At 32.9% G+C, this 21,033-nt stretch carries 21 protein-coding genes and 2 pseudogenes; 14 read left to right on the top strand and 9 right to left on the bottom strand.

Going from position 1 to position 21,033, the window contains the following annotated elements; translation table 11 throughout:
- Positions 1 to 25: 25 nt before the first annotated feature.
- The 3 genes from AB1284_RS13020 to AB1284_RS13010 all read right to left on the bottom strand — a co-directional run bounded on the left by AB1284_RS13020 (position 26) and on the right by AB1284_RS13010 (position 2,685).
- Positions 26 to 1,456: an IS4 family transposase gene (locus AB1284_RS13020; protein WP_429748852.1), complete on the bottom strand. Its 1,431-nt coding sequence runs from the start codon at positions 1,454 to 1,456 to the stop codon at positions 26 to 28.
- Between the two features lie 127 nt (positions 1,457 to 1,583).
- Positions 1,584 to 2,360, bottom strand: a complete 777-nt coding sequence (locus AB1284_RS13015; RefSeq protein WP_429748853.1) for a permease prefix domain 1-containing protein — start codon at positions 2,358 to 2,360, stop codon at positions 1,584 to 1,586.
- The gene (locus tag AB1284_RS13010; RefSeq protein ID WP_251226439.1) at positions 2,353 to 2,685 is read right to left on the bottom strand and encodes a PadR family transcriptional regulator; all 333 of its coding nucleotides are present in this window, start codon (positions 2,683 to 2,685) and stop codon (positions 2,353 to 2,355) included. Before AB1284_RS13010 ends, AB1284_RS13015 begins: the two co-directional genes overlap by 8 nt.
- Before the next feature lie 380 nt (positions 2,686 to 3,065).
- On the opposite strand from AB1284_RS13010, the pseudogene AB1284_RS13005 reads away from it, so the two are divergent.
- From AB1284_RS13005 to AB1284_RS12995, 3 genes and pseudogenes are all read left to right on the top strand, one after another.
- Positions 3,066 to 3,518, top strand: a pseudogene (locus AB1284_RS13005) (MarR family winged helix-turn-helix transcriptional regulator).
- Positions 3,515 to 3,940, top strand: a complete 426-nt coding sequence (locus AB1284_RS13000) for an organic hydroperoxide resistance protein (RefSeq protein WP_429748854.1) — start codon at positions 3,515 to 3,517, stop codon at positions 3,938 to 3,940. Before AB1284_RS13005 ends, AB1284_RS13000 begins: the two are co-directional and overlap by 4 nt.
- Positions 3,941 to 4,183: 243 nt before the next feature.
- Positions 4,184 to 4,618, top strand: a complete 435-nt coding sequence (locus AB1284_RS12995) for a hypothetical protein (RefSeq protein ID WP_429748855.1) — start codon at positions 4,184 to 4,186, stop codon at positions 4,616 to 4,618.
- A 29-nt stretch (positions 4,619 to 4,647) separates the two neighbouring features.
- Here AB1284_RS12995 and AB1284_RS12990 read toward each other — a convergent pair whose 3' ends face one another.
- From AB1284_RS12990 to AB1284_RS12975, 4 genes are all read right to left on the bottom strand, one after another.
- On the bottom strand, positions 4,648 to 4,863 hold the full coding sequence (locus AB1284_RS12990; protein ID WP_429748856.1) for a DUF6366 family protein: 216 nt from the start codon (positions 4,861 to 4,863) through the stop codon (positions 4,648 to 4,650).
- A gap of 132 nt (positions 4,864 to 4,995) precedes the next feature.
- Positions 4,996 to 5,124: a hypothetical protein gene (locus AB1284_RS12985; RefSeq protein ID WP_429748857.1), complete on the bottom strand. Its 129-nt coding sequence runs from the start codon at positions 5,122 to 5,124 to the stop codon at positions 4,996 to 4,998.
- Between the two features lie 328 nt (positions 5,125 to 5,452).
- Positions 5,453 to 6,883, bottom strand: coding sequence for an IS4 family transposase (locus tag AB1284_RS12980; protein ID WP_429748858.1), 1,431 nt, complete (start codon positions 6,881 to 6,883; stop codon positions 5,453 to 5,455).
- Positions 6,884 to 7,043: 160 nt separating this feature from the next.
- Complete coding sequence (locus AB1284_RS12975; protein ID WP_429748859.1) at positions 7,044 to 7,511, bottom strand: GNAT family N-acetyltransferase; 468 nt, start codon at positions 7,509 to 7,511, stop codon at positions 7,044 to 7,046.
- A gap of 235 nt (positions 7,512 to 7,746) precedes the next feature.
- On the opposite strand from AB1284_RS12975, the pseudogene AB1284_RS12970 reads away from it, so the two are divergent.
- A pseudogene (locus AB1284_RS12970) lies at positions 7,747 to 7,989 on the top strand (DDE-type integrase/transposase/recombinase); the annotation flags it as partial.
- Between the two features lie 76 nt (positions 7,990 to 8,065).
- Here the strand turns inward: AB1284_RS12970 and AB1284_RS12965 are convergent.
- Complete coding sequence (locus AB1284_RS12965; protein WP_429748860.1) at positions 8,066 to 9,496, bottom strand: HAMP domain-containing sensor histidine kinase; 1,431 nt, start codon at positions 9,494 to 9,496, stop codon at positions 8,066 to 8,068.
- Positions 9,486 to 10,202: a response regulator transcription factor gene (locus AB1284_RS12960; protein ID WP_429748862.1), complete on the bottom strand. Its 717-nt coding sequence runs from the start codon at positions 10,200 to 10,202 to the stop codon at positions 9,486 to 9,488. Before AB1284_RS12960 ends, AB1284_RS12965 begins: the two co-directional genes overlap by 11 nt.
- 386 nt (positions 10,203 to 10,588) lie before the next feature.
- Between AB1284_RS12960 and AB1284_RS12955 the strand changes: the two genes are divergently transcribed.
- The 10 genes from AB1284_RS12955 to AB1284_RS12910 all read left to right on the top strand — a co-directional run bounded on the left by AB1284_RS12955 (position 10,589) and on the right by AB1284_RS12910 (position 20,055).
- Positions 10,589 to 12,913 (top strand): DPP IV N-terminal domain-containing protein, encoded by a 2,325-nt coding sequence (locus tag AB1284_RS12955; protein WP_429748863.1) that lies wholly within the window; start codon positions 10,589 to 10,591, stop codon positions 12,911 to 12,913.
- 639 nt (positions 12,914 to 13,552) lie between these two features.
- Positions 13,553 to 14,575 carry an alpha/beta fold hydrolase gene (locus tag AB1284_RS12950; RefSeq protein ID WP_429748864.1) on the top strand — a complete coding sequence of 341 codons (1,023 nt, stop codon included), beginning with the start codon at positions 13,553 to 13,555 and terminating at the stop codon, positions 14,573 to 14,575.
- A 577-nt stretch (positions 14,576 to 15,152) separates the two neighbouring features.
- Positions 15,153 to 15,779 (top strand): SMI1/KNR4 family protein, encoded by a 627-nt coding sequence (locus AB1284_RS12945; protein ID WP_429748865.1) that lies wholly within the window; start codon positions 15,153 to 15,155, stop codon positions 15,777 to 15,779.
- A 214-nt stretch (positions 15,780 to 15,993) separates the two neighbouring features.
- Positions 15,994 to 16,161, top strand: coding sequence for a Fe3+ hydroxamate ABC transporter substrate-binding protein (locus tag AB1284_RS12940; RefSeq protein ID WP_429748867.1), 168 nt, complete (start codon positions 15,994 to 15,996; stop codon positions 16,159 to 16,161).
- A 445-nt stretch (positions 16,162 to 16,606) separates the two neighbouring features.
- Positions 16,607 to 16,780, top strand: a complete 174-nt coding sequence (locus AB1284_RS12935; RefSeq protein WP_429748868.1) for a hypothetical protein — start codon at positions 16,607 to 16,609, stop codon at positions 16,778 to 16,780.
- Between the two features lie 115 nt (positions 16,781 to 16,895).
- Positions 16,896 to 17,195 carry a hypothetical protein gene (locus AB1284_RS12930; protein WP_429748869.1) on the top strand — a complete coding sequence of 100 codons (300 nt, stop codon included), beginning with the start codon at positions 16,896 to 16,898 and terminating at the stop codon, positions 17,193 to 17,195.
- Positions 17,196 to 17,648: 453 nt separating this feature from the next.
- Positions 17,649 to 18,308 (top strand): TetR/AcrR family transcriptional regulator, encoded by a 660-nt coding sequence (locus AB1284_RS12925; protein ID WP_429748871.1) that lies wholly within the window; start codon positions 17,649 to 17,651, stop codon positions 18,306 to 18,308.
- Positions 18,309 to 18,381: 73 nt separating this feature from the next.
- Positions 18,382 to 19,122 carry an ABC transporter ATP-binding protein gene (locus AB1284_RS12920; RefSeq protein ID WP_429748872.1) on the top strand — a complete coding sequence of 247 codons (741 nt, stop codon included), beginning with the start codon at positions 18,382 to 18,384 and terminating at the stop codon, positions 19,120 to 19,122.
- Positions 19,115 to 19,825, top strand: coding sequence for an ABC transporter permease (locus tag AB1284_RS12915; protein WP_429748874.1), 711 nt, complete (start codon positions 19,115 to 19,117; stop codon positions 19,823 to 19,825). The genes AB1284_RS12920 and AB1284_RS12915 overlap by 8 nt, the downstream gene beginning before the upstream one ends.
- A 5-nt stretch (positions 19,826 to 19,830) precedes the next feature.
- Positions 19,831 to 20,055 carry a hypothetical protein gene (locus AB1284_RS12910; RefSeq protein ID WP_429748875.1) on the top strand — a complete coding sequence of 75 codons (225 nt, stop codon included), beginning with the start codon at positions 19,831 to 19,833 and terminating at the stop codon, positions 20,053 to 20,055.
- The last annotated feature ends 978 nt before the right edge of the window (positions 20,056 to 21,033 follow it).

Raw genomic sequence — 21,033 nt, 5'->3', positions numbered from 1 at the left:
CCCTATCGGGTTTCAATTTTTTGGATTACGCTACATGATCGTGAGACATAGAAAAGTTGTATACGACACCTAAGATATCAAAAACTGTTTTCTTCTCATACCGATGAGATTTTCGCCCGTTTTTCTGTAGGAGATTGAACAGACGAAACAATATCTTTGTTAATTCTTGGATGTCTTTTTGTAAAGATTGATAAATAAGTGGAAAATAATCCTTTATGATATAAGTTGCTTTATATTCGCTTAATTCTCGTTTCTTCTTGATGAGGAGTAATTGGCGCATTTGAAACATGGTGGAGGAACAAAGAAGGATGCTAATTAGTTGTCCATATAAATGACACTCTAGCCGTTCTAATTTCACAGAATTACAGTGATGAATACGAAAAAATGATTTCCACGTTTTAAAGATAAGTTCAATTTGCCATCGTAAAGAGTAGAAATCGTATACTTGTTCCTTTGGCAGGTATTCCAAAGGAATATTTGTAATGTAAAAGTTAATTGCACTAAGCCGTTTACTTCGTTCTTTATAGGTAATTTGCTTTTTATGTTCTTTAGATGCTAAATCCTTTTGTCTACGTTTCATTTGCGTTTCAGTTAATTTGTACAGAATTAGTCTTGCAGGAAGTTTTTGATACATTCCAATATAAATCTCAGGAATTTCATATGTTTCACCTGACTGTAATTGGTAAATGAATTGCTCCATATCTAATTGAATGTATTCAGATTGCTTTTTTATTGTTCCATTTTGAAAGTATTCAGGTTCCATATTCCTTTGATATATACGAGTATTGAGTTTTAATCTTGAAATAAAATAAGCACCACATTCGCTTATGGTGTGTAGATCTTTTAAGTCAAAGTATCCTAAATCCCGTATACATACATCGTTCGGTTGAAGAGACGTTAAACAAGTAGAACCATACGTTTTATCATTGTGTTTTCCCGATCCGACATGAACATGCAGAAACTGACCACTTAGTAAATCGTATTCTAGTTGAATCTTTACGCCAGCATTTTGACCACTACCACCTGAACCTTGATATGTAGAAGTGAATTTATCTGGAATCTGAAAATGTGTAGAATCTAATACACGAATACGCCGAAAATAGTTTGTATACAAAGTTGGAATCTTGCTAGAAGAACAAAATTGTTGATGAAGTAAATGTGCTAAGAGTTGTTGTAAAAACTGAACAGCCTGAGAATTAAAACGTTGATTGAGTCCTTCTGGACTCATAGAAATGCCTGTATTAGCTTCTAATCGACTACATAGTTGTGTCAATGAAGTATGAGCTATGTTTTGGCTTAACCAAACACATAGAGCTACTAAGTCCTGTGCACGATATTTGCTTCTTCGCTGAACAAATCCGATTTTTCTAGCTAATCGCTCTAAAGCATGGGGTGACATATACCGTTGCAATTCTTCGGAAAACAATTTTAATTCATCAGAAATCGATAAATTCATATCAAAAACGCCATCCTTTCTGTATATTTCTACAAAAAGAATAGCGTTTTTGGAGGAACATGGATACAAATTTATCTTGGTTTTAAGAAAATATATTATTACATCATAAAAACTAAACAAGACAAAATTAATTTTCAAACGTCTTTTTTAATAAAACCCTCAGACTATTATTTATTTGTATAACACTTACAAATAAAATATATCCTATTGATGCACCTAACATATTTATAGCTATCCGTCCCACATTAAAGACATCTGATAAAGTTAATACGTGTAAAACTTCCCAAACAATAAAGGTCATAATATACCACTTACAAGCTTTCTTATAGTTGGTTATTTTATTAAAAAATACTGGAATAAAGAATCCGAATGGGATCAAAAATATTATATGTTGTAAGACCATTAGCCAATATGTTGAGTTGCCCCATGGTCCTGGATGTGAAATAAAGTCCTTAATTTCCCAAAGGGATATTCCAAAGAATTGTAACAAAGTACCTACATCAGATATATGTAAAAATTGTGTCCAAAATTCCATCGGATGATAGACAAGTCCGCCGCCTGTTAAATTACGAAGAGAGTCAAATGTAGATACTGAAATAAAGCTTCCTATAAAAACAACGAAACACATAATTATGTAGGGAATACACAAAATTTTTGATAGTATCTTTAACGGTTTAGGAAATTCGTATACTGATTGATGAATTTCCAGACCAATTGTTTGTGATTCTCCAAAACTTTGAATTGCTTTATCGATTGCTTCTTTTTCAGTCATACCTTGCGCTATATATTCTTCTTTCAAGCTGGTCAAATGATCATAAATTTCTAGGTATAACTCATTATGTTCAATATTATTAAGTTCTGAAAAGGATAAAATAGACCTGATATACTCGTCAAACTCACTCATAAATAACTCCTTTCTGACACGCCTGAATTAGTGATGTTACACGTTCCCAAGCATTAACTTTTTTCTGCAATTCCTTTTTCCCCTTATCTGTAATAGTATAAAATTTTCTTTTCATACCACTCTCAGATTCATTCCAATAGGATTGAAGAAACTCTTTTTTTTCTAATCGCTTTAAAGCAGGATACAAAGTACCCTGCCCCATGCTATACAAATCTTCACTTTCCTGTTTTAGACTTTGAGCTATTTCATATCCATATGTATCATGTTTTGCAATGATAGAAAGTAATAAAATATCTATACTTCCTTTTAAAATTTCTTTATCCACTATTATCACCCCATATACATCGTATAACAATATATGTCGCAATGCAACATATATAATAAGACGCCCCATAATCAGCAACTTAAGAAATAGATGATTACTCAATCCAAAAAATAATCTTTATTTTCGTTATGGGGGTACTTCAAAATGTTAGCTTGATAGCCATGTGGCGGGACCCCGTATATAAAATACACGAAAGAGAGTATTTTATTCTTGCGAAAATAAAAGGACAAGACAAACACATCCTCTCTCAAAAATGAATATTTTGTGTGAATGTATGAAAAAATATAAAAGGTGATTGACATCCTTTATTCAATTTTGTAAAATTCAATTGCACACAATTTAATTTCGAAAAACCGTTTAATTTGGGGAAGGTTAGAAAATTGAATCCAAATGAGTATTTAAAGCTTGAGGATCAACTTTGTTTTGCTATCTATGCTTGTTCCCGTGAAATAAACTGATTATACCGTTCTGTCCTTGAGCAATTTGATATCACGTTTCCTCAGTATTTAACGTTACTTGTACTTTGGGAGCATCATCGTCTCACGGTGAAGGAAATTGGAGAATTACTTTATCTTGATAGTGGTACATTGACTCCAATGCTAAAGCGGATGGAAGCGATGGACTTAGTTAAACGTGTAAGGGCAATGGATGATGAACGGAAGGTATGGATTGAGTTAGCAGTGAAAGCAAATGAACTGAAGAAAGAAGTGATATGTATACCACAAATGTGCTCTCCACATTATGGTATTACACAGGAGCAATATGCGGATTTATTGGTACAAATGAAACAAGTTTTAGAAAACTTACAAAAAGAAACGAGGAATGTAAAATGACAGCATTATATACAGCAAGAGCAACAGCGGTAGGCGGCAGACATGGACGAGTAGTTTCTTCTGACAATGTATTAGATATGGATTTAAAAACACCAAAAGAACTGGGTGGTCCAGGTGGACACGGGACAAATCCAGAACAATTATTCGCAGCAGGTTACTCTGCTTGCTTTGACTCGGCATTAAACCTTGTGATTCGTACAAAAGGGGTTAAAGGTGTGACAGCAACAGCAGTAACTGCCAATATTTCTATTTTAAAAAATGAAGTAGGCAACGGATTTAAACTTGCAGCTGACCTTGAGGTGGAAATAGAAGGTGTGGATAAAGAAACAGCACAGGAACTTGTAGAAACAGCTCACCAGGTATGTCCATATTCTAATGCGACAAGAGGAAACATCGAGGTAACTTTAAAAATCGTCGATTAAAAGTATCCACCAGCATTTTGGAAAAAAACATACTAAGCAAAAAATATAAAAGCCGTCCATCATCATCATCAGGACGACTTTTATATTTACATAATTTTCGTTAGAGGAAGTTACTAAATTTTAGGATTCTATAGGGCTTTTTATTTTCCATCAATTAACATAAATTTTATTTTCTCACTTATAAATATTTAAACTTATAAATTTCTTACGAGGTATTAAATATATTAAGAGTGGAGTGAGATTATGAAGAGTTTTAAATATATTATGTGTTCTTTGCTCTTTTTAACTTTTTTTTGTGGATGTATAAATACAGATAAAAGCATGTTTCTTTCTAAAATTAAAATTAAAGTTGGAGGGATGACATTAGATGCTTATAAAGGATCTAATGCATCTGATTTGGATGTAATAAAAAATAAAACACCTATTATGATTTCTAAGAAAGAAAAGTTAGAAATATACAGTGATATAAAAGATGAGGATGGATATGTAACTCAGATACTATATTTAATAAAGGATGGTGAAGTAATAAGAATGAGTAGTAATACAAGTGAAATAATTAAATCAGGAAATATAGATAAATATAATTTACCTCAAGAAGATGGTGTGTATATAGGACATGTATTTAGACAAAGTAAAAATGGAGAAGTAAATTATTTTTTTAAAATCCAAATTAATTAAATTGTTTGATATCCCTTAAAAAAGGATTTTTACTTGAAGAAGAGTGATATAATAATAAAACCAATTATGATTATAAGAATAAGAATTCCCGTACCTCTCCAACTTAAACTACCAACTAAATCAGTGAGATTTCCATTGTTCGCTTTATTAAAAGCATCGTTCATATTCCCCGTTGGATTGTTTTTCAATTCTTCATGTCTTAATCTTTCTCTTTTTTGTTCAGGAGTTTCTTTGTTATCTTGCACTTAAACACCTCCTGTAAATTAAACAATCATTTTTTTAAAATTTTACCACAAATAACCATTATCTTTGTTAAATTATAATTCCCCCGTTAGTTGAATACTCTATACAAAATTAGTTAACATAGCGCATTATTATTAGCAGTAACCAAATCCCAGAAATCCATTCATATCAAGGGTTTGCCAGCCTTCCGTTCCCTCCACTGTATGTAGGATTTCATGCATCTCTGTCACAACAGCATTTGGCAGTTCAAACCGTTCTCGCAATCTGCATGAAATCCTGAATATCTTTAGCGTATATTTTTGTTAAAATGTTGGTGGGACCCCATGCCCATCAAGCAAAAATTTTGAAGTGCCCCCAAAACGAAAATTTTATTGTTTTACAGTTATTTATGAGAATTCAACTCATTTTCTTCGTTTTGGGGGGCTACCAATTTCTTAAGTTGATGGATGTGGAGTAGCACCACATCGCTATCAAGCTAAGCTCATACAACGTCAATTATAGTAAAGTTTGTTTCGTTTTTCTAAAGGCTAGGTGTAGGGAATTGAAAGATTTGCATACGAAATAAACCCTAATGGGTTTCAATTTTTTGATTTAAGCCGCTTGATTATTAGACATGGTACAATTGTAAACGACACCTAATATATCAAAGACTGTTTTCTTCTCATACCTATGAGATTTTCGCCCGTTTTGCTGTAGGAGGTTAAACAGACGAAGGAGAACCTTTGATAATTCTTGGGTGTCTTTCTGTATAACTTGGAAAAGAAGAAGAAAGTAATCTTTAATCATATACATGGCCTTATATTCACTCAGTTCTCGTTTCTTTTTTATAAGAAGTAATTGCCGCATTTGAAACATGGTAGAAGAACAGAGTAGAATGGCAATCAGTTGCCCATACAAATGGCATTCTAATCGTTCTCGTTTTATCTTTTTACAATGATGAATATGAAAGAATGATTTCCATGTTTTAAATATAATCTCGATTTGCCAACGTAAAGAGTACCAATCATGTACTTGTCCCATTGGGACAATATCTATAGGGGTATTTGTCATATATACATTGATACCGCTAAGTCGTTTACTACGAGCAGAATACTTCATTCCTTTCTTTTTTTCTCTTACAGTCTGATCTTGTAATCGTTTTTGTTGTTGTTCTTTTGTTAGTCGATGAACAATCACACGAGTTGGGACTTTATCAGTCATTCCTACATAAGCGTTGGATATTTCACATGTTTGTCCTGGTTGAAGAGAGTTCATTACAATCTCCATATCTATGTGGATATACTCTGTACCTTTCTTAATTCTGCCATCTTGAAAATAATCAGGGTTAGGATTTTTTTGATAAATAAGTGTATTCGATTTGATACGTGAGATATAATAAGCCTTTTTATCTTGTATATGTCGAAAATCTTTCAAGTGAAAATAACCTAAATCTCGGATACATAAATCATTCGCTGTCACATTTGGGACACACAGAGAACCATAGGTTCGATCATGTTGTTTACCTGGACCTGTATGAATATGTAGGAACTGTCCACTTAATAGATCATACTCAAGCTGAATCTTCACCCCCGCTGTATGGCTGCATCCTCCTGCACCTGGATAAACAGATGAAAATACATCGGGAAGTTGAAATGCAGTTGAATCTAGGATACGAATACGCTTGAAAATAGAAGTGTATGGAGAAGTGAGCAGCTTAGTTGAAGATAACTTTTGGTTGAGAAGTTTCGCTAACACTTGTTGTAGAAATTGCACGGCTGTGGCATTAAATCGTTGATTCAGTCCCTCAGGACTGATGAGCACTTCTATTGATGTTTCTAAACAGCTACATAACTGAGTTAAAGAGGTTTTAGCAACATTTTGACTAATCCATACACATAAAGCTACTAAATCTTTTGCTTGGTACTTACTGGTTCGTTGTACAAAACCAACATCTCTAGCAAGATCCCGTAAGGTATTTGGAGATAAAAAACTTTGAATCTCTTGAGCAAATAGTTGTAATTCATCAGATACAGAAATAGACATACAAAAACGCCATCCCTTCCTATGATTCTATGGAAAGAATAACGTATTGTATAGAGATAATACAGTTATTTAATTATTGAAAATCCCTACGGTCACTACTAGAAAAAATGAATAATAAAGTTGTTTAATTTGAGAGCTAAATCTTTAATGATGGCCCCCATCATTTCAATAATACATATTTAAAAATATCGACATTTTCACCTTGTTCATCTAGAACTGTTTCAATGCGCTCCCAACCTCTTTTTTCATAGTAAGCTGAAGCATTTTCTGTCTTTAAAAATACTTTTGTATAACCTATTTTTTTCATATGTTTTAGCAAGTCTTTGATTAAATAAAACCCTATTTTTTGACTTCGGTATGAAGGTTCAACATATAAAGATGCTAACCAAGGTTTATATTGAGGTTTTTCTTTCCAATCGTTTTCAAATATGGATACTGTTCCTACACATTGTCCATCTACATTCGCTATAAAAGTGATTGGAAATTCATCTGCATATGTTCTCTTAAAAAAATCGACAACTTCTTCATATGTTTTTTTACTGCTAGTTGGTACAACAAATTCTTTGTAAACCATTTTTGCAACATCTTCTATATGTTCTGGCCGATTTACTAATAAATCAATATCCATAAATTCCCCTCCGTTTTTAAATTCTAATTACTGTCCTTGTGTTAAATATCCGATTACCGAATATTCTATATAATCATTATATACGATATGGAAAAAACCGACACTAAATCTCCTAGTATCGGTTTTATTTTTAAACAACTATATTATTCGTGAACACGTATTTTTTTCACTTTGGGGGGATTTCTTTTTGTTAGCTTGATAGCGATGGGGGAGAACCCCTAAAAGAGGAAAAACTATGCAGATATGGCAATGTAAATATCTCAACAATATCGTGGAACAGGATCATCGTTTTATAAAGAAAAGGGTTCGTTCCATGTTAGGATTGAAATCATTTCGTACAGCAATCTTGATTTTGATAGGTATCGAAGCTATGCATATGATGAAAAAAGGGCAACTTCACCAAAGGGTGAAATCTGCCCAAAATAAGGTTAGAGTCATTCATAAGTTATTTAAGTTAGCTACTCAATCTCAAGGCTAATAGGATATTGCCGTTCTATTGTTCTAGCGAATTATTTTTGTACCAGAACCTATGCGAGTAAATTACATAAGTCCTTTTAATTTTGTGCTAGATTCTTATTGTAACCAGCTTTAGGCAAGGTAATTTGAAATTTCGTTTTCCCTTCGTCTATATGTAAATAAATTTGACCTCTGTGTTTCTCCACAATATGTTTTGAAATGGTTAAACCCAGGCCTGTTCCCCCATTGCTTTGTCTTGACTGGTCTCCCCTGAAAAATGCTTCAAATACTTTTTCTTTTATAGGACTAGGAATACCAATACCATCATCGATGATATTAATATGTATCTTTTGGGTATCTTCAATTAGCGAAATAAAAACATTTGTTCCTTCTGGGTTGTATTTTAAGGCGTTGGACAGTACGTTAGAAACGGCTCGATATAACAATGTATAATTAAAAGAAACAAGTATTTCTCGAGGAGGGATTTCAAATTGAAAATGAAAGTATTTTTCTTCAAACAACCCATAATACTCGGCAGATATTTCACGAATAAATTCTGAAATATCCAATGATTCAGTTGCAAATGGATAGTCAGGGCTTTCAAGTTTAGATAATTCAAATACATCCTCAATTAATTCTGTAACGAGTCGTGTTTTTGTATGTATGATATGTAAAGCTTGCTTTTTCTTCGCTTCCTCTTTAATAAGACCGATTTGCAGTGCTTCAACATAGCCCTGAATAGTTGTAATAGGAGTTTTTAAATCATGAGAGATATGGACAAGCATGCGTTGTTTGCTTTCTTCTAACTGTTTTTTATCCTTTTCTGTTTTTTCTAGTTTTTCAGCCATAAGGTTAAAGTAATTTTGTATTTTCATTAATTCATAGTTTGCCTTAAAATGAAGCCGTTTGTAGTAATAACCATTCGTAATGTTTCTAATTCCATTAGCAATTGAAAGTAACGGATTGGTTATTTTCATAGCCATCCAGCGGCTATATATATAGACATTAATCCCGAATAAAAGGAGAAAAATAAGAAAGGTTTGAACCAGCAACGTTGTAAAAGCTGTAATATGGTCTTTCGCTGCACTTGTTACTATGAATTCTTGCTTTATATATGTTTTAGGAATCTTAATAAGACAATAAACCGTTTTCCCATCTTTTGTTTTAAATGGTGCTAAAGAAGTTTGATACAAATTTTCTTTTTGGTCATAAAAAAGGCTGTTTAATTCTTTTTCTGTATAGGCGAATGAATTATCTTGTTTTTTCCCTTTAACATAAATAACGTACAAATTTTCATCTAGAATTTCTATCCAACCATTAAATGACTCAATTGCGTCAGAGCGAATGTTTGAGTAGTCCTGTCGTACAATTTCATTCGCCCTTAAATTAGATAAGACAATATTATCGAACTTCTGTTTTATTTGAAAATTTAAAATGACAAGTAGGATAACGACAGTAATTCCAACAGTTAACGAGAAGAAAACATACGTTTTAATTAAGGTGTTAAATATTTTATTTTTATCGCTCATTCAATTCTTCCTTCTTCGCAAAACGATAACCTAAGCCTCGTACAGTTTTTAAATATACTGGATTTCTCGGATAATCTTCTATTTTTTCTCGCAACCTACTGATTTGAACCATAATAGTATTGTCATCCGAATAATAATGATCAGACCATACGTTTTCAAAGATTTGTTTTTTTGTGAAAATACGACCTGGCTTCCCCATAAATAGCTTCAATAATTTATACTCTAGGGCGCTAAGTTTAATTTCGTTTCCCTGCTTGTAAAGGGTACAAGAGTGGTGATCCAACACCAAGTCGTTAAGGTGCGTTTGAGAGTGCTTATGATTTGATGGGTTAACATTAAAATCATATGTTCTTCGAAGTTGAGCTTGGATTCGTGCTAATACCTCCAACAAGCTGAATGGTTTGGATATAAAATCATCTGCTCCTAGCCCAAGCCCCATAATTTTATCCATTTCCTGGTTTTTGGCAGAAAGAATAATAATAGGCATTTTGTACTCTTTTCGAACTAGTTTAATCAATTCGTATCCATTCACTTTCGGCATCATAATGTCAATAATAGCCAAGTCAATTTTATACTTCTGTATCAAATTTAAAGCTAATTTACCATCATGTGCTTCTAGTATCGAAAAGCCTTCCATTTCCAAAAAAATTTTTAATACCTCTATGATTTCAGGCTCATCATCGACGATTATAATATTTCTCTCCATCTTCCCTCTCCGTTTCTACTAAGTTAAAACTAAATTTTTCCTTTTGTAAGATTATTGTAAGATAAATGAAAGTTGGGAGAAAGAGTAAAATTGTAAGATAATGTTATCCTACATGAAAGAGAACTCAAAAATCTTACAAAGAAATGTAAGATTAAAACACCTTGCTAATATCAAAGACATGTAAGTCGCGATACTTACATGTCAAGTGGCTTGAAATAATGCATTTAATGAAAAGGTAGGTGCAAAGCACAATAAGACCTGTCTAAAATAAGAAGGATTCATCCATAATCTGCTTATATTATTATTTTATGGAAGTGTTTGAACATGAGAAAAATGAAAGGTTCTATGTTTTTACTGCACTAAAAATTATTAAAGGAGTGATAGATATGACATTACCAGTAACCGATGAACAGTATGAGAAAGCGGAGCGTCTGCTTTCTTGGAACGCTATAAAAGATGTATTTAACGGTAAAGTCTTTCCGAATTGGTTAGATAAAGGAAACCGTTTTTGGTATCAAAAGGATATTCAAAAAGAAAACAAACGTGGCAAACAATTTGTATTAATGAATCCACAGTCAAATACTAAAGAATCTGCTTTCAATCATGCTAAACTTGCAAAGTCCCTCTCAAATGTTATTAACCTTGAAATTGATCCAGATAACCTTCCCTTCACCTCCTTTATTTATATCAATGACGAGAAGGCTATTCAATTTGAAGTAGATGAATCCACGTGGGTTTGCGATTTGACTAATTATCATTGTAAACAAATCCGAACTAAAAAAGTGCCAGCGCATGAACTTCTATCCCCTGACGGACGCTGGTCTGCATTTATCAAAGAATATAATTTATTTGTACGTTCTTTAGAAACAGGACAGATCATCCAATTAACTCATGATGGTAAGCGACACTATGATTATGGTAATCAACCGGAAACAGAAACTTCCACCGTCTTTAAACAATTATATAACCAAAAGATGCCACCAGCGGCATTGTGGTCGCCGGATTCCAAACAAATCCTGACACACCGGTTGGATCAGCGTAAGGTACGAAAAATGGCTCTTCTACAATCAGTTCCATCTGGGGATGCAAAGCCACCTGTCATTCATTCATATCGTTATCCGCTAGTTGGAGATAAGCATCTTCCAAAGGTTCAATTTGTAATTTGTAATATTGAACAGCAATCCATGATTCAGTTGGATACAGAACCTGTGATCATTGGATTATTATCACCGTTAAGTCCAAGTTGTCAAACAGCTTTTTGGACAAATGACAGCGACTTTGTTTATTTTATAAAAATGGCTCGCGATTATCGATCTGTACAATTTGTTGTTGCTAATGTAAAAACTGGCGAAGTTCAAACTTTGCTAGAGGAGAAAAGCAAAACTTTCCTATTTACAGATTTCTATAACATTAAAAGTGGAAAAGGAGGTATCAATGTTCAATGGCTATGCCATGATAACTCTTTTATTTGGCATTCCGAGCGTGACGGATGGTCGCACCTTTATCTTTATGATAGTTGTACAGGAAGACTAAAAAATAGAATTACCTCTGGACCTTGGACAGTTCGTCGACTCATTGGTATTGATGAAAAAGAAGGGTGGATGTATTTTACTGCAAGTGGCCGAGAACCGGAGCGGGATCCTTATTTTCAGCACCTTTATCGAGTTCGGCTAGATGGATCAGACTTAGTGCTCCTTACACCGGAGAATGCCGAGCATAATGTGTCTATTTCTCCTGATTATTGTTTTTTTATAGATACTTTTTCACGTGTGGATATGCCACCTAAATCAGTTTTGCGTTCAACAGACGGAAAATTAATTTGTACATTGGAGCAAGCTGATGTTGAACTTCTCTTATCAAATGGATATCAAATTCCAAAGCGTTTCACTGTCAAGGCTGCCGATGGGATAACGGATTTGTACGGAATACTGATTCCTCCTGCAAAAATGAACAAAGGATGTAAATATCCCATTCTAGATTATATGTATGGTGGCCCTCAAATAACTCACACACCGAAAGAATTTACTTGGGGGGGAGAGTATGCATTAGGACTACCAGTTGATCAAGTGGGCGGTGCTCAATCTTTTGCACAACTTGGATTTGCTGTTATTCTAATGGACGGAAGAGGTACTCCTTATAGGTCAAAGGAATTCCATGACTTTTCTAACGGGAAGTTGGAATGGTCTGCAGGACTTGAGGATCATGTAGTAGCTATTAAACAACTTGCGAAGCTGTATCCTTTTCTAAATTCAGAAAAAGTAGGTATTTATGGAGAGTCTGGAGGAGGGTATGCAGCTGCGCGGGCTATAATGACCTATCCGGATGTATATAAGGTAGCAGTATCAGGGTGCGGGAACCATGATCAACGTTTATACTTAGCGGCTTGGGGAGAACGGTTTCAGGGACTTTTTGATTCAGAACTATACCGTGAACAAGATAACACGAAATTGGTTAAGAACCTAAATGGAAAATTACTTTTGGTGACAGGAGACCTAGATGATAATGTCCATCCTGCTTTAACCATGCGAATGGTGAATGCTTTGATTAAAGAAAACAAGGACTTTGACCTACTCATTCTTCCGAATCGGTTGCATGGGATTTCAGAAGATATTTACTTTATACGTCGACGATGGGATTATTTTATACGAAACCTAATGGAAATAGAACCACCGAAAGAGTATGCGATTAAAGATCCCTTGTTTCCAGGATGATGCACAGATAGTATTCTCTATTAGGGGCTACGTCACAGGTTCTAGTACAATTACCCTGAAGTTTTTGCACCAGAACCTATGATAATAAGTTAACAAATAAAAGATTAGACGTATGAAGGATTTTTATAAGGGGTCCCGACTGCAAAACGCGAATTTTGTACGCTAAGGTAACTTGAATTAGAATAAAGCCGGTATTCTGTACGCTAGGATTACCGGCTTCTTTTATTATTTATTTAGAGAACATAAGGAGTTTAATTGTGGAAAAAATAGCAATTTGAGATGGTGCGTTAGTGGAATAAGTAACATTAAATAAATCAAACTTTTTTATAAAAGAATGATTCAATAGAATATATTAAGAATGTGTTTTGATTGACTATTTTTCAAAACACGCTTTTTCTGTTTTTTCGTTTATCAAGGTTATTGGTATCAATTTGGTCAAACACTATTCTAAAGCAACAAATAAGACTTATTAACAAAAATGGATATTTATGTTAAAATGGGGTGTGAGTGTGAAGAAATAATTTAAACTAAAGGGGCCATTTAACGGAATATCGGTTCAGAAAAAGTTTGAAATTTAAATGGATAGTGATGGGTTGTTAAATAATTAAAATAAAAGCGTTAGTGAAGGGATATGGTGATTTGGAGGTTAAATATTCGAATGTTATTAAACCATTTAGAAGGTTGAAATTACTTGGAATGACCTTGATTACAATCATTTTACTAACATTGGTCTCAGGGTTTCTTTATGAATATATCAGTTACAAAAATGTTAAAAGCAACTACCCTCCAGATGGACAAATGATTGATGTCGGAGACAGAGAAATACATATGAATATTAAAGGAACCAAAACGAGTTTGCCACCTGTTGTTATTGAAACAGGAACTGGTAATTGGTCTTATGATTGGTCTAACATTCAGAAAGAACTATCAAAACATACCCAAGTAATCACTTATGACCGAGCAGGGTATGGATGGAGTGATCCACCTCCTAATGGATTTTCTATCGATACGACGATTAATGATTTAAGTAAGATTCTTGAATCTTCTAAAATTGACACCCCTGTAATATTAGTGGGTCATTCTGTTGGAGGGATCTATTCTCGTCTCTTTATAGAAAAGTACCCAGAAAAGGTTTCGGGATTAGTGCTTGTTGATTCTAGAAATGAATATTTTTCAGAACAAGCAAAATCATTTAATGACAAGTTTTTCGAGACACAAGACCAATCGATGAATCGCATATTATCTCAAATTGGAATAGTACGGCTATTTGGGGAAAATATGTTTTCAGATTCAATGCCAAATTACCTTTCTGCAAAAAAGTATGTAAATGTTCATTGGGACACTTCATTTTTTAAAGTATTAAATGAAGAAATCAAGCAAATAAAAATCAATGAGAAATTACTGGAAGGTACTCGCTCTTTAGGAGATAAGCCTTTAACAATTATCACACCGAGTGACGTAGAATTGCAGGCAACAGAATTAGGATTCTCAGAACAAGAAGCGGATAGCTTTGAAAAGATATGGATGGATTCTCAAAAAAAATTGACCAATTTATCCACTAATAGTGAATTCATTTTAGTTTCTAATAGTAGTCACTCAGTAATGTATGACCAACCTGATGTAATAATAAAAGCTATTTTGAAAATGGCTGATGAAATATAAGTTGATTATGAAATATATTAAACATCGTGCTTAATTAAATTTTACAGACATTATTATGCTTTGTTCCATTAAAGGGCGCAATCGTGGAGCATCACAAGTCAAAAATGATTAAACTTTTTTATTAAACCAAAGTTTAAAACTGCTAAATAGGAATCTATTTTGATTAATCTTTTTTCAAAATGGATTTTTATTTATTTACAATAAATACATGTTTGTGAGATATTTTTGATTAAACTTTATTTCAAAGCCACACTAAGCAGTTTTTAACATAAAAATAAGTAGTTTTAATAATGCTAGGAGCATGCAGGAGCTTATACAATTTTTGCGCTAATCCAGTAACAAACCAGAAACCGAAAACCCGCGCCATAGCGGTAATTTATGAAATCATGTATAGCATCATAAAAAGAGAAAACGCACAAACCCAATTGGTTCAATGGTTTGTGCGTTTTCCTTGCTACCTATAATGAGACGTTATGTTAACTGAACATGAATAGAGTATTCATTAAAAAACTTTAATACAAAGAAGCTTTACCGTGATAATCTAATCTTATAAATACACAAAAAGAGAGGACTGGCTATGTTGAACAGTCAAAATTGGATAAATAACTGGAACGAAACGTTTCATCAAATAGAAAAAATTAAAGGGGAGATTGAATCTTTCGTTGTTGAAAAATCAGCAACAGAAGAAGAAATTAAATTAATAGAACACCAATTAGGTTATGCTCTCCCTAGTAGCTTCAGGGAGGTTTTAGTGAAATTTTCAAAGCAAGTAGAGCTTAGATGGTCCTTTCCAGATGAACTTTCTATACCAGCTGAATTTGATGCTATCTTTGCAGGTGAACTATGTTGGAATTTAGATTCGATTGAGGACTTAACAGAAGTTGCAGATAGCTTAAAGGATGTAGGAGATAATTATGGTGAAAACTTACGACAAAAATTAGCATTCTATACCGTTACTAACGGTGATTATCTTGCTTTAGATTTGAATTCTAATAACGAAGATGCAGCTGTTGTTTACTGGGATCATGAAGAAGATTTAGTCACTTATGTAGCAGATAATTTTATTGAGTTTATTGAAAAGTTTACTGATTTACATTTAATTGGGGCTGAGATCTGGCAATGGGAAACCTTCATAGATTCAAAGGGCATAAATACAGATAGTGAAATAGCACAAAAATGGAAAAAACTCTTCACAGAACTTTAAAACATAGGCACTTTTAACTTCTGATAACGAGAATTATGTGAACACAAAAGTCCCCCAGTTGAACGATCTGGGGGACTTTTAATAGTCTTTTGAATACATTGAATCCCGATAATGGGATGTTATGTCAACTTAACATGTATAGAATATACATCCAAAAATCCTAACAAATCGTTTCTCCTTGATGGTACAATTAGGAAGGGGAGGGAAATATATCATGTTAAAAGTGAAACCTAAATGTGTAAGTTGCGGAAAAAACATTCAAGGTGGAGAACTTATTTATGTAGAGCTACACTATCCTCATTATGCTGGCATGACTGAAATAAAGAAATGGCTTGATAACGAAGGTAAAATTCATTGTAAAGATTGTCACTCTAAACAGTAAAAAGATATGCTTGGAATCTCTCTCCGAATGAGGGGGTTACTATAGAGCAATCATTTCTTAAGGAGTACATATGAAATCAAAAGATAAAAAAAAGAAATACAAGAGAAATATAGAGAGCAAGTACAACTAGCAAAAGAAAGTAAAAAGCACACCATAGAAGCATGTATCATTGTTACCATAATTGATCTATTTGTGGTACTAAATTTAGTTTTTAAAAACTTTTAGCTAACTTTGCTTCTAATAACAAAAATTATGTAAAAAAAGCTAGTATAAATCTAGCTTTTTCTTTTATAAGTATTAAGAAATAAATAATTGTTTTAGTCAAATCACTTAGTTCTATCAATTCAAACAACCCGCTTTTTTATATTAAGTTACGTTAAGGTGGATTTTAATGGTAGAATATGGATGATGAGATTGGTACATTGTGAAAGGTCGGGGCGTTTTAATGATAAATAATATAAAAGATGCGTTTAGTTTTTTAATTGATATTTTTAAAGGAGAGTTACCTGTACACGATTTATATTTGATTGCTCTAATTATGATTATTATGCCTATTGGAGAATCTATAAGGGAAGCAAGACAAAAGGTTTATACAAAACCAATTTTTTTTATTTTGTAAATGGATTCCTATTTCATTTTTAGCTGTTTCAATTTATTTAACTGGATTTTATTATATTGCTAATTTGATTACTGAAATCGTTTCTTCTCCAAACGTGTTTCAAGATAAACAAAGTTTGCGTTCAATTGCTATTATGTCTTTAACTATGGCTAGTACTTCTGCTTTAATTATTTCTGTTGGTAAATTGGATAAGTTTTTTATAAATAATAAAATTATTTTTACTTTTATTGTTAACTCTTTATTAATAATGATCGGGATTTATTTTATAAATTTAATTTGGTATGAAACTATTAAAGCACCTTTATGGAGTTATGGATTAATAGGTGTAATTAATACTGTTTTTATTTGTTTTTTGTTGAGGGAACAGAATAAAGAAAGTAGAGGATTGATACAGGAGAAACAAAAAGTTAATTAGGGGTAGCACCCCATCGCCATCAAGCTAACATTTTGAGACATCTCCATTACGAGAAATTTACCTTTTTACAGTTATTTATGAGAATTCGACTCATTTTTTCGTTTTGGGGGACAATCAATTTCTTAAGTTGATGGCGATGTGACGGTACCCCTAAAACAGTGCAACTTTTTAGTAAACGGTATAACTTTCTTTAAAACGGTACATCTTTTTTATAAACAGTACGACTTTATTTCAAAGCTACACCATTTTGATAGTTTTTTTCTTTGTAATGCAACACAAATGATGTTGTGTTGCATCAATATACTCTTAACGCTGTTAAAATCACTTATTTTCATGTCGAAATTTGCTTAACGTGGTTTTTTTCCGTTTTGCGGTCTGTACCCCTATCTATTGACATACAAATAATTACAAAATATAATACATACATATGAATGTATGTATGGAGGTGATAATTTGGCACGTAATAAATATCCTGAAAAAACGGTACAGAGAATATTAGATGCTGCAACTAGAATTTTCCTTGAAAAAGGATGGGACCAGACAACAATCCAGGATATTATTGATGAATTAGGAGATTTAACCAGAGGGGCGTTCTACCATCATTTTAAATCTAGAGAAGATCTTATAGATGCAGTTCTTAAACGGTTGGCTTCTGAAAATAATCCTTTTGAGAAAGCAGAGAAGATGAATGGTTTGAATGGTTTAGAGAAACTAAAATTTGCTTTTCAACTTTCCTCTCCTCATTATCACGTACAGATGGACGTGATTAAATCAATTCCATCTATTTTAAAGAGTCCTACACTTGTTGCCAATCAATTAATGGAATGTATCAAAATTGGAGCACCAAGTATACAATCAGTCATTGAGGAAGGTGTAAGAGATGGTTCAATTTCCGTTCAATATCCAAAACAAACCGCTGAAACATTTATGCTGCTATCGAACATTTGGTTAAGCCCAATTATTTTTTCAGTGAGTACTGAAGAATATATGCAAAAGGCAAAACACTTACAAGAACTATATAACAGTATTGGTTTGCCAATTCTTGATGACCAACTACTAACTTCTCTTGAAAATTTTCACAGGGAAAACTACGATAAAAATAGGCTGTCATAAGACAGTTTGTTTTTTAATTACATACATACATATATATGTATGTTAAAAAATAAACATCTGAAGGAGGTTTATCATGACAGCTGAACTTGTTATAAAAGCCACTAGCTTAGTTAAGACATTTGACGGCAAAGAAGTTATTCAGAATTGTAATATGACGGTTCGTAAAGGTACAATCTATGGCGTTTTAGGAGCTAACGGATCAGGAAAGACAACTTTGTTTAAAATGTTAATTGGATTACTCAAACTTGATGCAGGTGATATCAAAATCTTAGGAGTTGATAATGTTGATAATAAATATGAAATCCTAAAAAATATAGGAAGTATTATTGAAACTCCTGTGTTTTATGAAAATTTGTCTGCAAAGGAAAATTTAGAGATTCACCTTACTTATATGGGCATAGTCAATCCTCACATTGAAAATACCTTAGAGATGGTAGGGCTTAAAGGTACGGGCAATCTACCAGTATCAAAATTCTCACTTGGTATGAGACAACGTCTCGGGATTGCGCGAGCCATTATTCACAATCCTAAGATATTGATTTTGGATGAACCTATCAACGGATTGGATCCGATGGGTATACGTGAAATGAGGGAACTATTTCTCCACCTAGTAAAAAAACGAAAAATGACAATATTAATTTCTAGCCATATTCTAAGTGAGATCGAGCATATTGCAGACACCATTGGAGTTATTGTAAACGGAAGAATTGTAGAGGAAGTATCTTTATCATCCATTAAAGACCAATTCCCAGATGGACTAGAAGACTATTTCTTCAATATTATTACTGGTAATGGAGGGAAGGTAAATGCTTGATTTAATGAAAATTGAACTTAAAAAAATTAATATCCGCACATACATCAAATCAACATTCGTTATCTCAATTTGCCTGCTGGTAGTGCTCTATATGACTATTTTACAACCACGAGTAGAACCAAATATACCAAATATACACTTATTTTCTGGATACAAAAACATCATTTCTTTATTCGGTATACTCAATTTGGCTGTCTTTAGTGTATTAGCTTCTGTTATGTATTCTCGATTTGTAATTGAAGAATATAGAGGAAAACGCGTAATACTTCTCTTCTCTTATCCTATAAGCAGAAGTAAAGTTTTCCTTTCAAAAATTATGATTGTTTCATTATTTACTATAATCTCAATGACGATTAGTGATGTCATCATATTTTCTATCTTTGGTGTGACTGAAACTTTCTTCCCTTTAGTAAATGACAGCATTACATTTGAAGTTATATCTAAATCTATTATGACAACAATTATTATGGCTGTGATGGCCGTCGGGTTAAGTATCATTTCAATGGGATTAGGCTTTATAAATAAATCAATCCCTACAACTATCGTCTCAGCAATTTTACTCTGTTCCTGTTTAAGTAATATTTTTTCAACTGTCTCTTTAAAATCCAATATTCTCTCTCCTGTTTTGATGGTAATAGTAATCTTAGCTGGAATCTTTGTTGCAAGAAATGTAATGAAAAAAATTAACCTTATGGAGGTATAACTGTAATGGAACATACAGTGGAGAAATTCATAGAAGGGAAATTAGAAGGTCTTACTCCCGGGGATTTATACGGAAATATTATTGCAGGAGCCATCCTAGCTCTTATAGGCATCTTTTTAATGATAAAAAAATCTCCAAATAAAAACTTAAAAACAATTGGATTACTTTGTATTGGTATTGGCGTAGCATCGATCATTAGTGGTTTCTTACAGATTCAGGAACTTTCATAATTAAATTTAGAGAAAGAAAGGAGGTAAATATTAGGGGTAGCACCAACATTTCGCGGATTCTGTACGTTAAGGCTAAACTCCTTGATATAACAATGTTTTCGTTATAAGTACCAAAAACGAACGTTTAAGGAACTTTGTGCATTTCTAATAAAATTGATAGAAATACGATCAAAAATCAGTTCCAAAACTCATTACCAAAAACAAACCACCATAAAAAGTATTAAATATCGTTTATGGAACACTCTTAACGTACGGTAAAACCAAGTTTTTTAACTGGAAAATTCCTTAGTATACGAAATTCGCGTTTTGTTGGCGGGACCCCATGCCCATCAACTTAGGAATTTTCACTACCCCTAAGTACAAAAAAACGTTATTTTTTCTTATTACCTCTTTTCGGGAGATGGACATGTATGTTGAGGCTTACTAGATGAGATAGAAATCTTGTATCAATAGGGTTTACTTTATTGGGATAATAACTCTGTTGTTGATTTTCCTAAGTCTAAAGTGTCTCATATGACTTGTTTCAAATATTAGAATTGAGATTTTAGAAAATTTATTATGTATATTGATTGATAAAAATCCATTATTAGGAAATGTTACTGCGGACTAGAGCAGGAACCCTGTCACTAGGCCAATTATATAAGTGATTTTGAACGTAAGAAATTTGTAAGGAATAGGTAAGAAAAAAGAGATTTTCAGTGTGTATGATTAAAATGTAAAGGAGAGTGAGAGGAAGAACAAATACTATATATTTATATAAAAAAACAAATCAATTAATAAGACTTGTATGGAGGAAAAAAGACATTACAAAAGTTAACATACATCTGAAAAAAAGGGATAGACCATTTTTTAGGTCAGAAATTCGTTTGTAAAATAATAGGTATAAGAATGATTACAAATTTAATATCGCCCTTTTGTCTTTGGTTAAGACGGATTAGTTTAAAAACAGCAAATAACCATCTATAAAATATGAATAGG

It is taken from the genome of Bacillus sp. S2(2024) (genome assembly GCF_050474045.1).
GTDB classification, from domain to species: domain Bacteria; phylum Bacillota; class Bacilli; order Bacillales; family Bacillaceae_G; genus Bacillus_A; species Bacillus_A yunxiaonensis.
This window is presented reverse-complemented; position numbering and strand designations above follow the sequence as displayed.

Excerpts from the sequence above, each read along its gene's own strand:
- AB1284_RS13020 (WP_429748852.1), bottom strand. The coding sequence starts at position 1,456 with ATGAATTTATCGATTTCTGATGAATTAAAATTGTTTTCCGAAGAATTG.
- AB1284_RS13015 (WP_429748853.1), bottom strand. The coding sequence starts at position 2,360 with ATGAGTGAGTTTGACGAGTATATCAGGTCTATTTTATCCTTTTCAGAA.
- AB1284_RS13000 (WP_429748854.1), top strand. The coding sequence starts at position 3,515 with ATGACAGCATTATATACAGCAAGAGCAACAGCGGTAGGCGGCAGACAT.
- AB1284_RS12995 (WP_429748855.1), top strand. The coding sequence starts at position 4,184 with ATGAAGAGTTTTAAATATATTATGTGTTCTTTGCTCTTTTTAACTTTT.
- AB1284_RS12980 (WP_429748858.1), bottom strand. The coding sequence starts at position 6,883 with ATGTCTATTTCTGTATCTGATGAATTACAACTATTTGCTCAAGAGATT.
- AB1284_RS12975 (WP_429748859.1), bottom strand. The coding sequence starts at position 7,511 with ATGGATATTGATTTATTAGTAAATCGGCCAGAACATATAGAAGATGTT.
- AB1284_RS12965 (WP_429748860.1), bottom strand. The coding sequence starts at position 9,496 with ATGAGCGATAAAAATAAAATATTTAACACCTTAATTAAAACGTATGTT.
- AB1284_RS12960 (WP_429748862.1), bottom strand. The coding sequence starts at position 10,202 with ATGGAGAGAAATATTATAATCGTCGATGATGAGCCTGAAATCATAGAG.
- AB1284_RS12955 (WP_429748863.1), top strand. The coding sequence starts at position 10,589 with ATGACATTACCAGTAACCGATGAACAGTATGAGAAAGCGGAGCGTCTG.
- AB1284_RS12945 (WP_429748865.1), top strand. The coding sequence starts at position 15,153 with ATGTTGAACAGTCAAAATTGGATAAATAACTGGAACGAAACGTTTCAT.
- AB1284_RS12940 (WP_429748867.1), top strand. The coding sequence starts at position 15,994 with ATGTTAAAAGTGAAACCTAAATGTGTAAGTTGCGGAAAAAACATTCAA.
- AB1284_RS12935 (WP_429748868.1), top strand. The coding sequence starts at position 16,607 with ATGATAAATAATATAAAAGATGCGTTTAGTTTTTTAATTGATATTTTT.
- AB1284_RS12920 (WP_429748872.1), top strand. The coding sequence starts at position 18,382 with ATGACAGCTGAACTTGTTATAAAAGCCACTAGCTTAGTTAAGACATTT.
- AB1284_RS12915 (WP_429748874.1), top strand. The coding sequence starts at position 19,115 with ATGCTTGATTTAATGAAAATTGAACTTAAAAAAATTAATATCCGCACA.
- AB1284_RS12910 (WP_429748875.1), top strand. The coding sequence starts at position 19,831 with ATGGAACATACAGTGGAGAAATTCATAGAAGGGAAATTAGAAGGTCTT.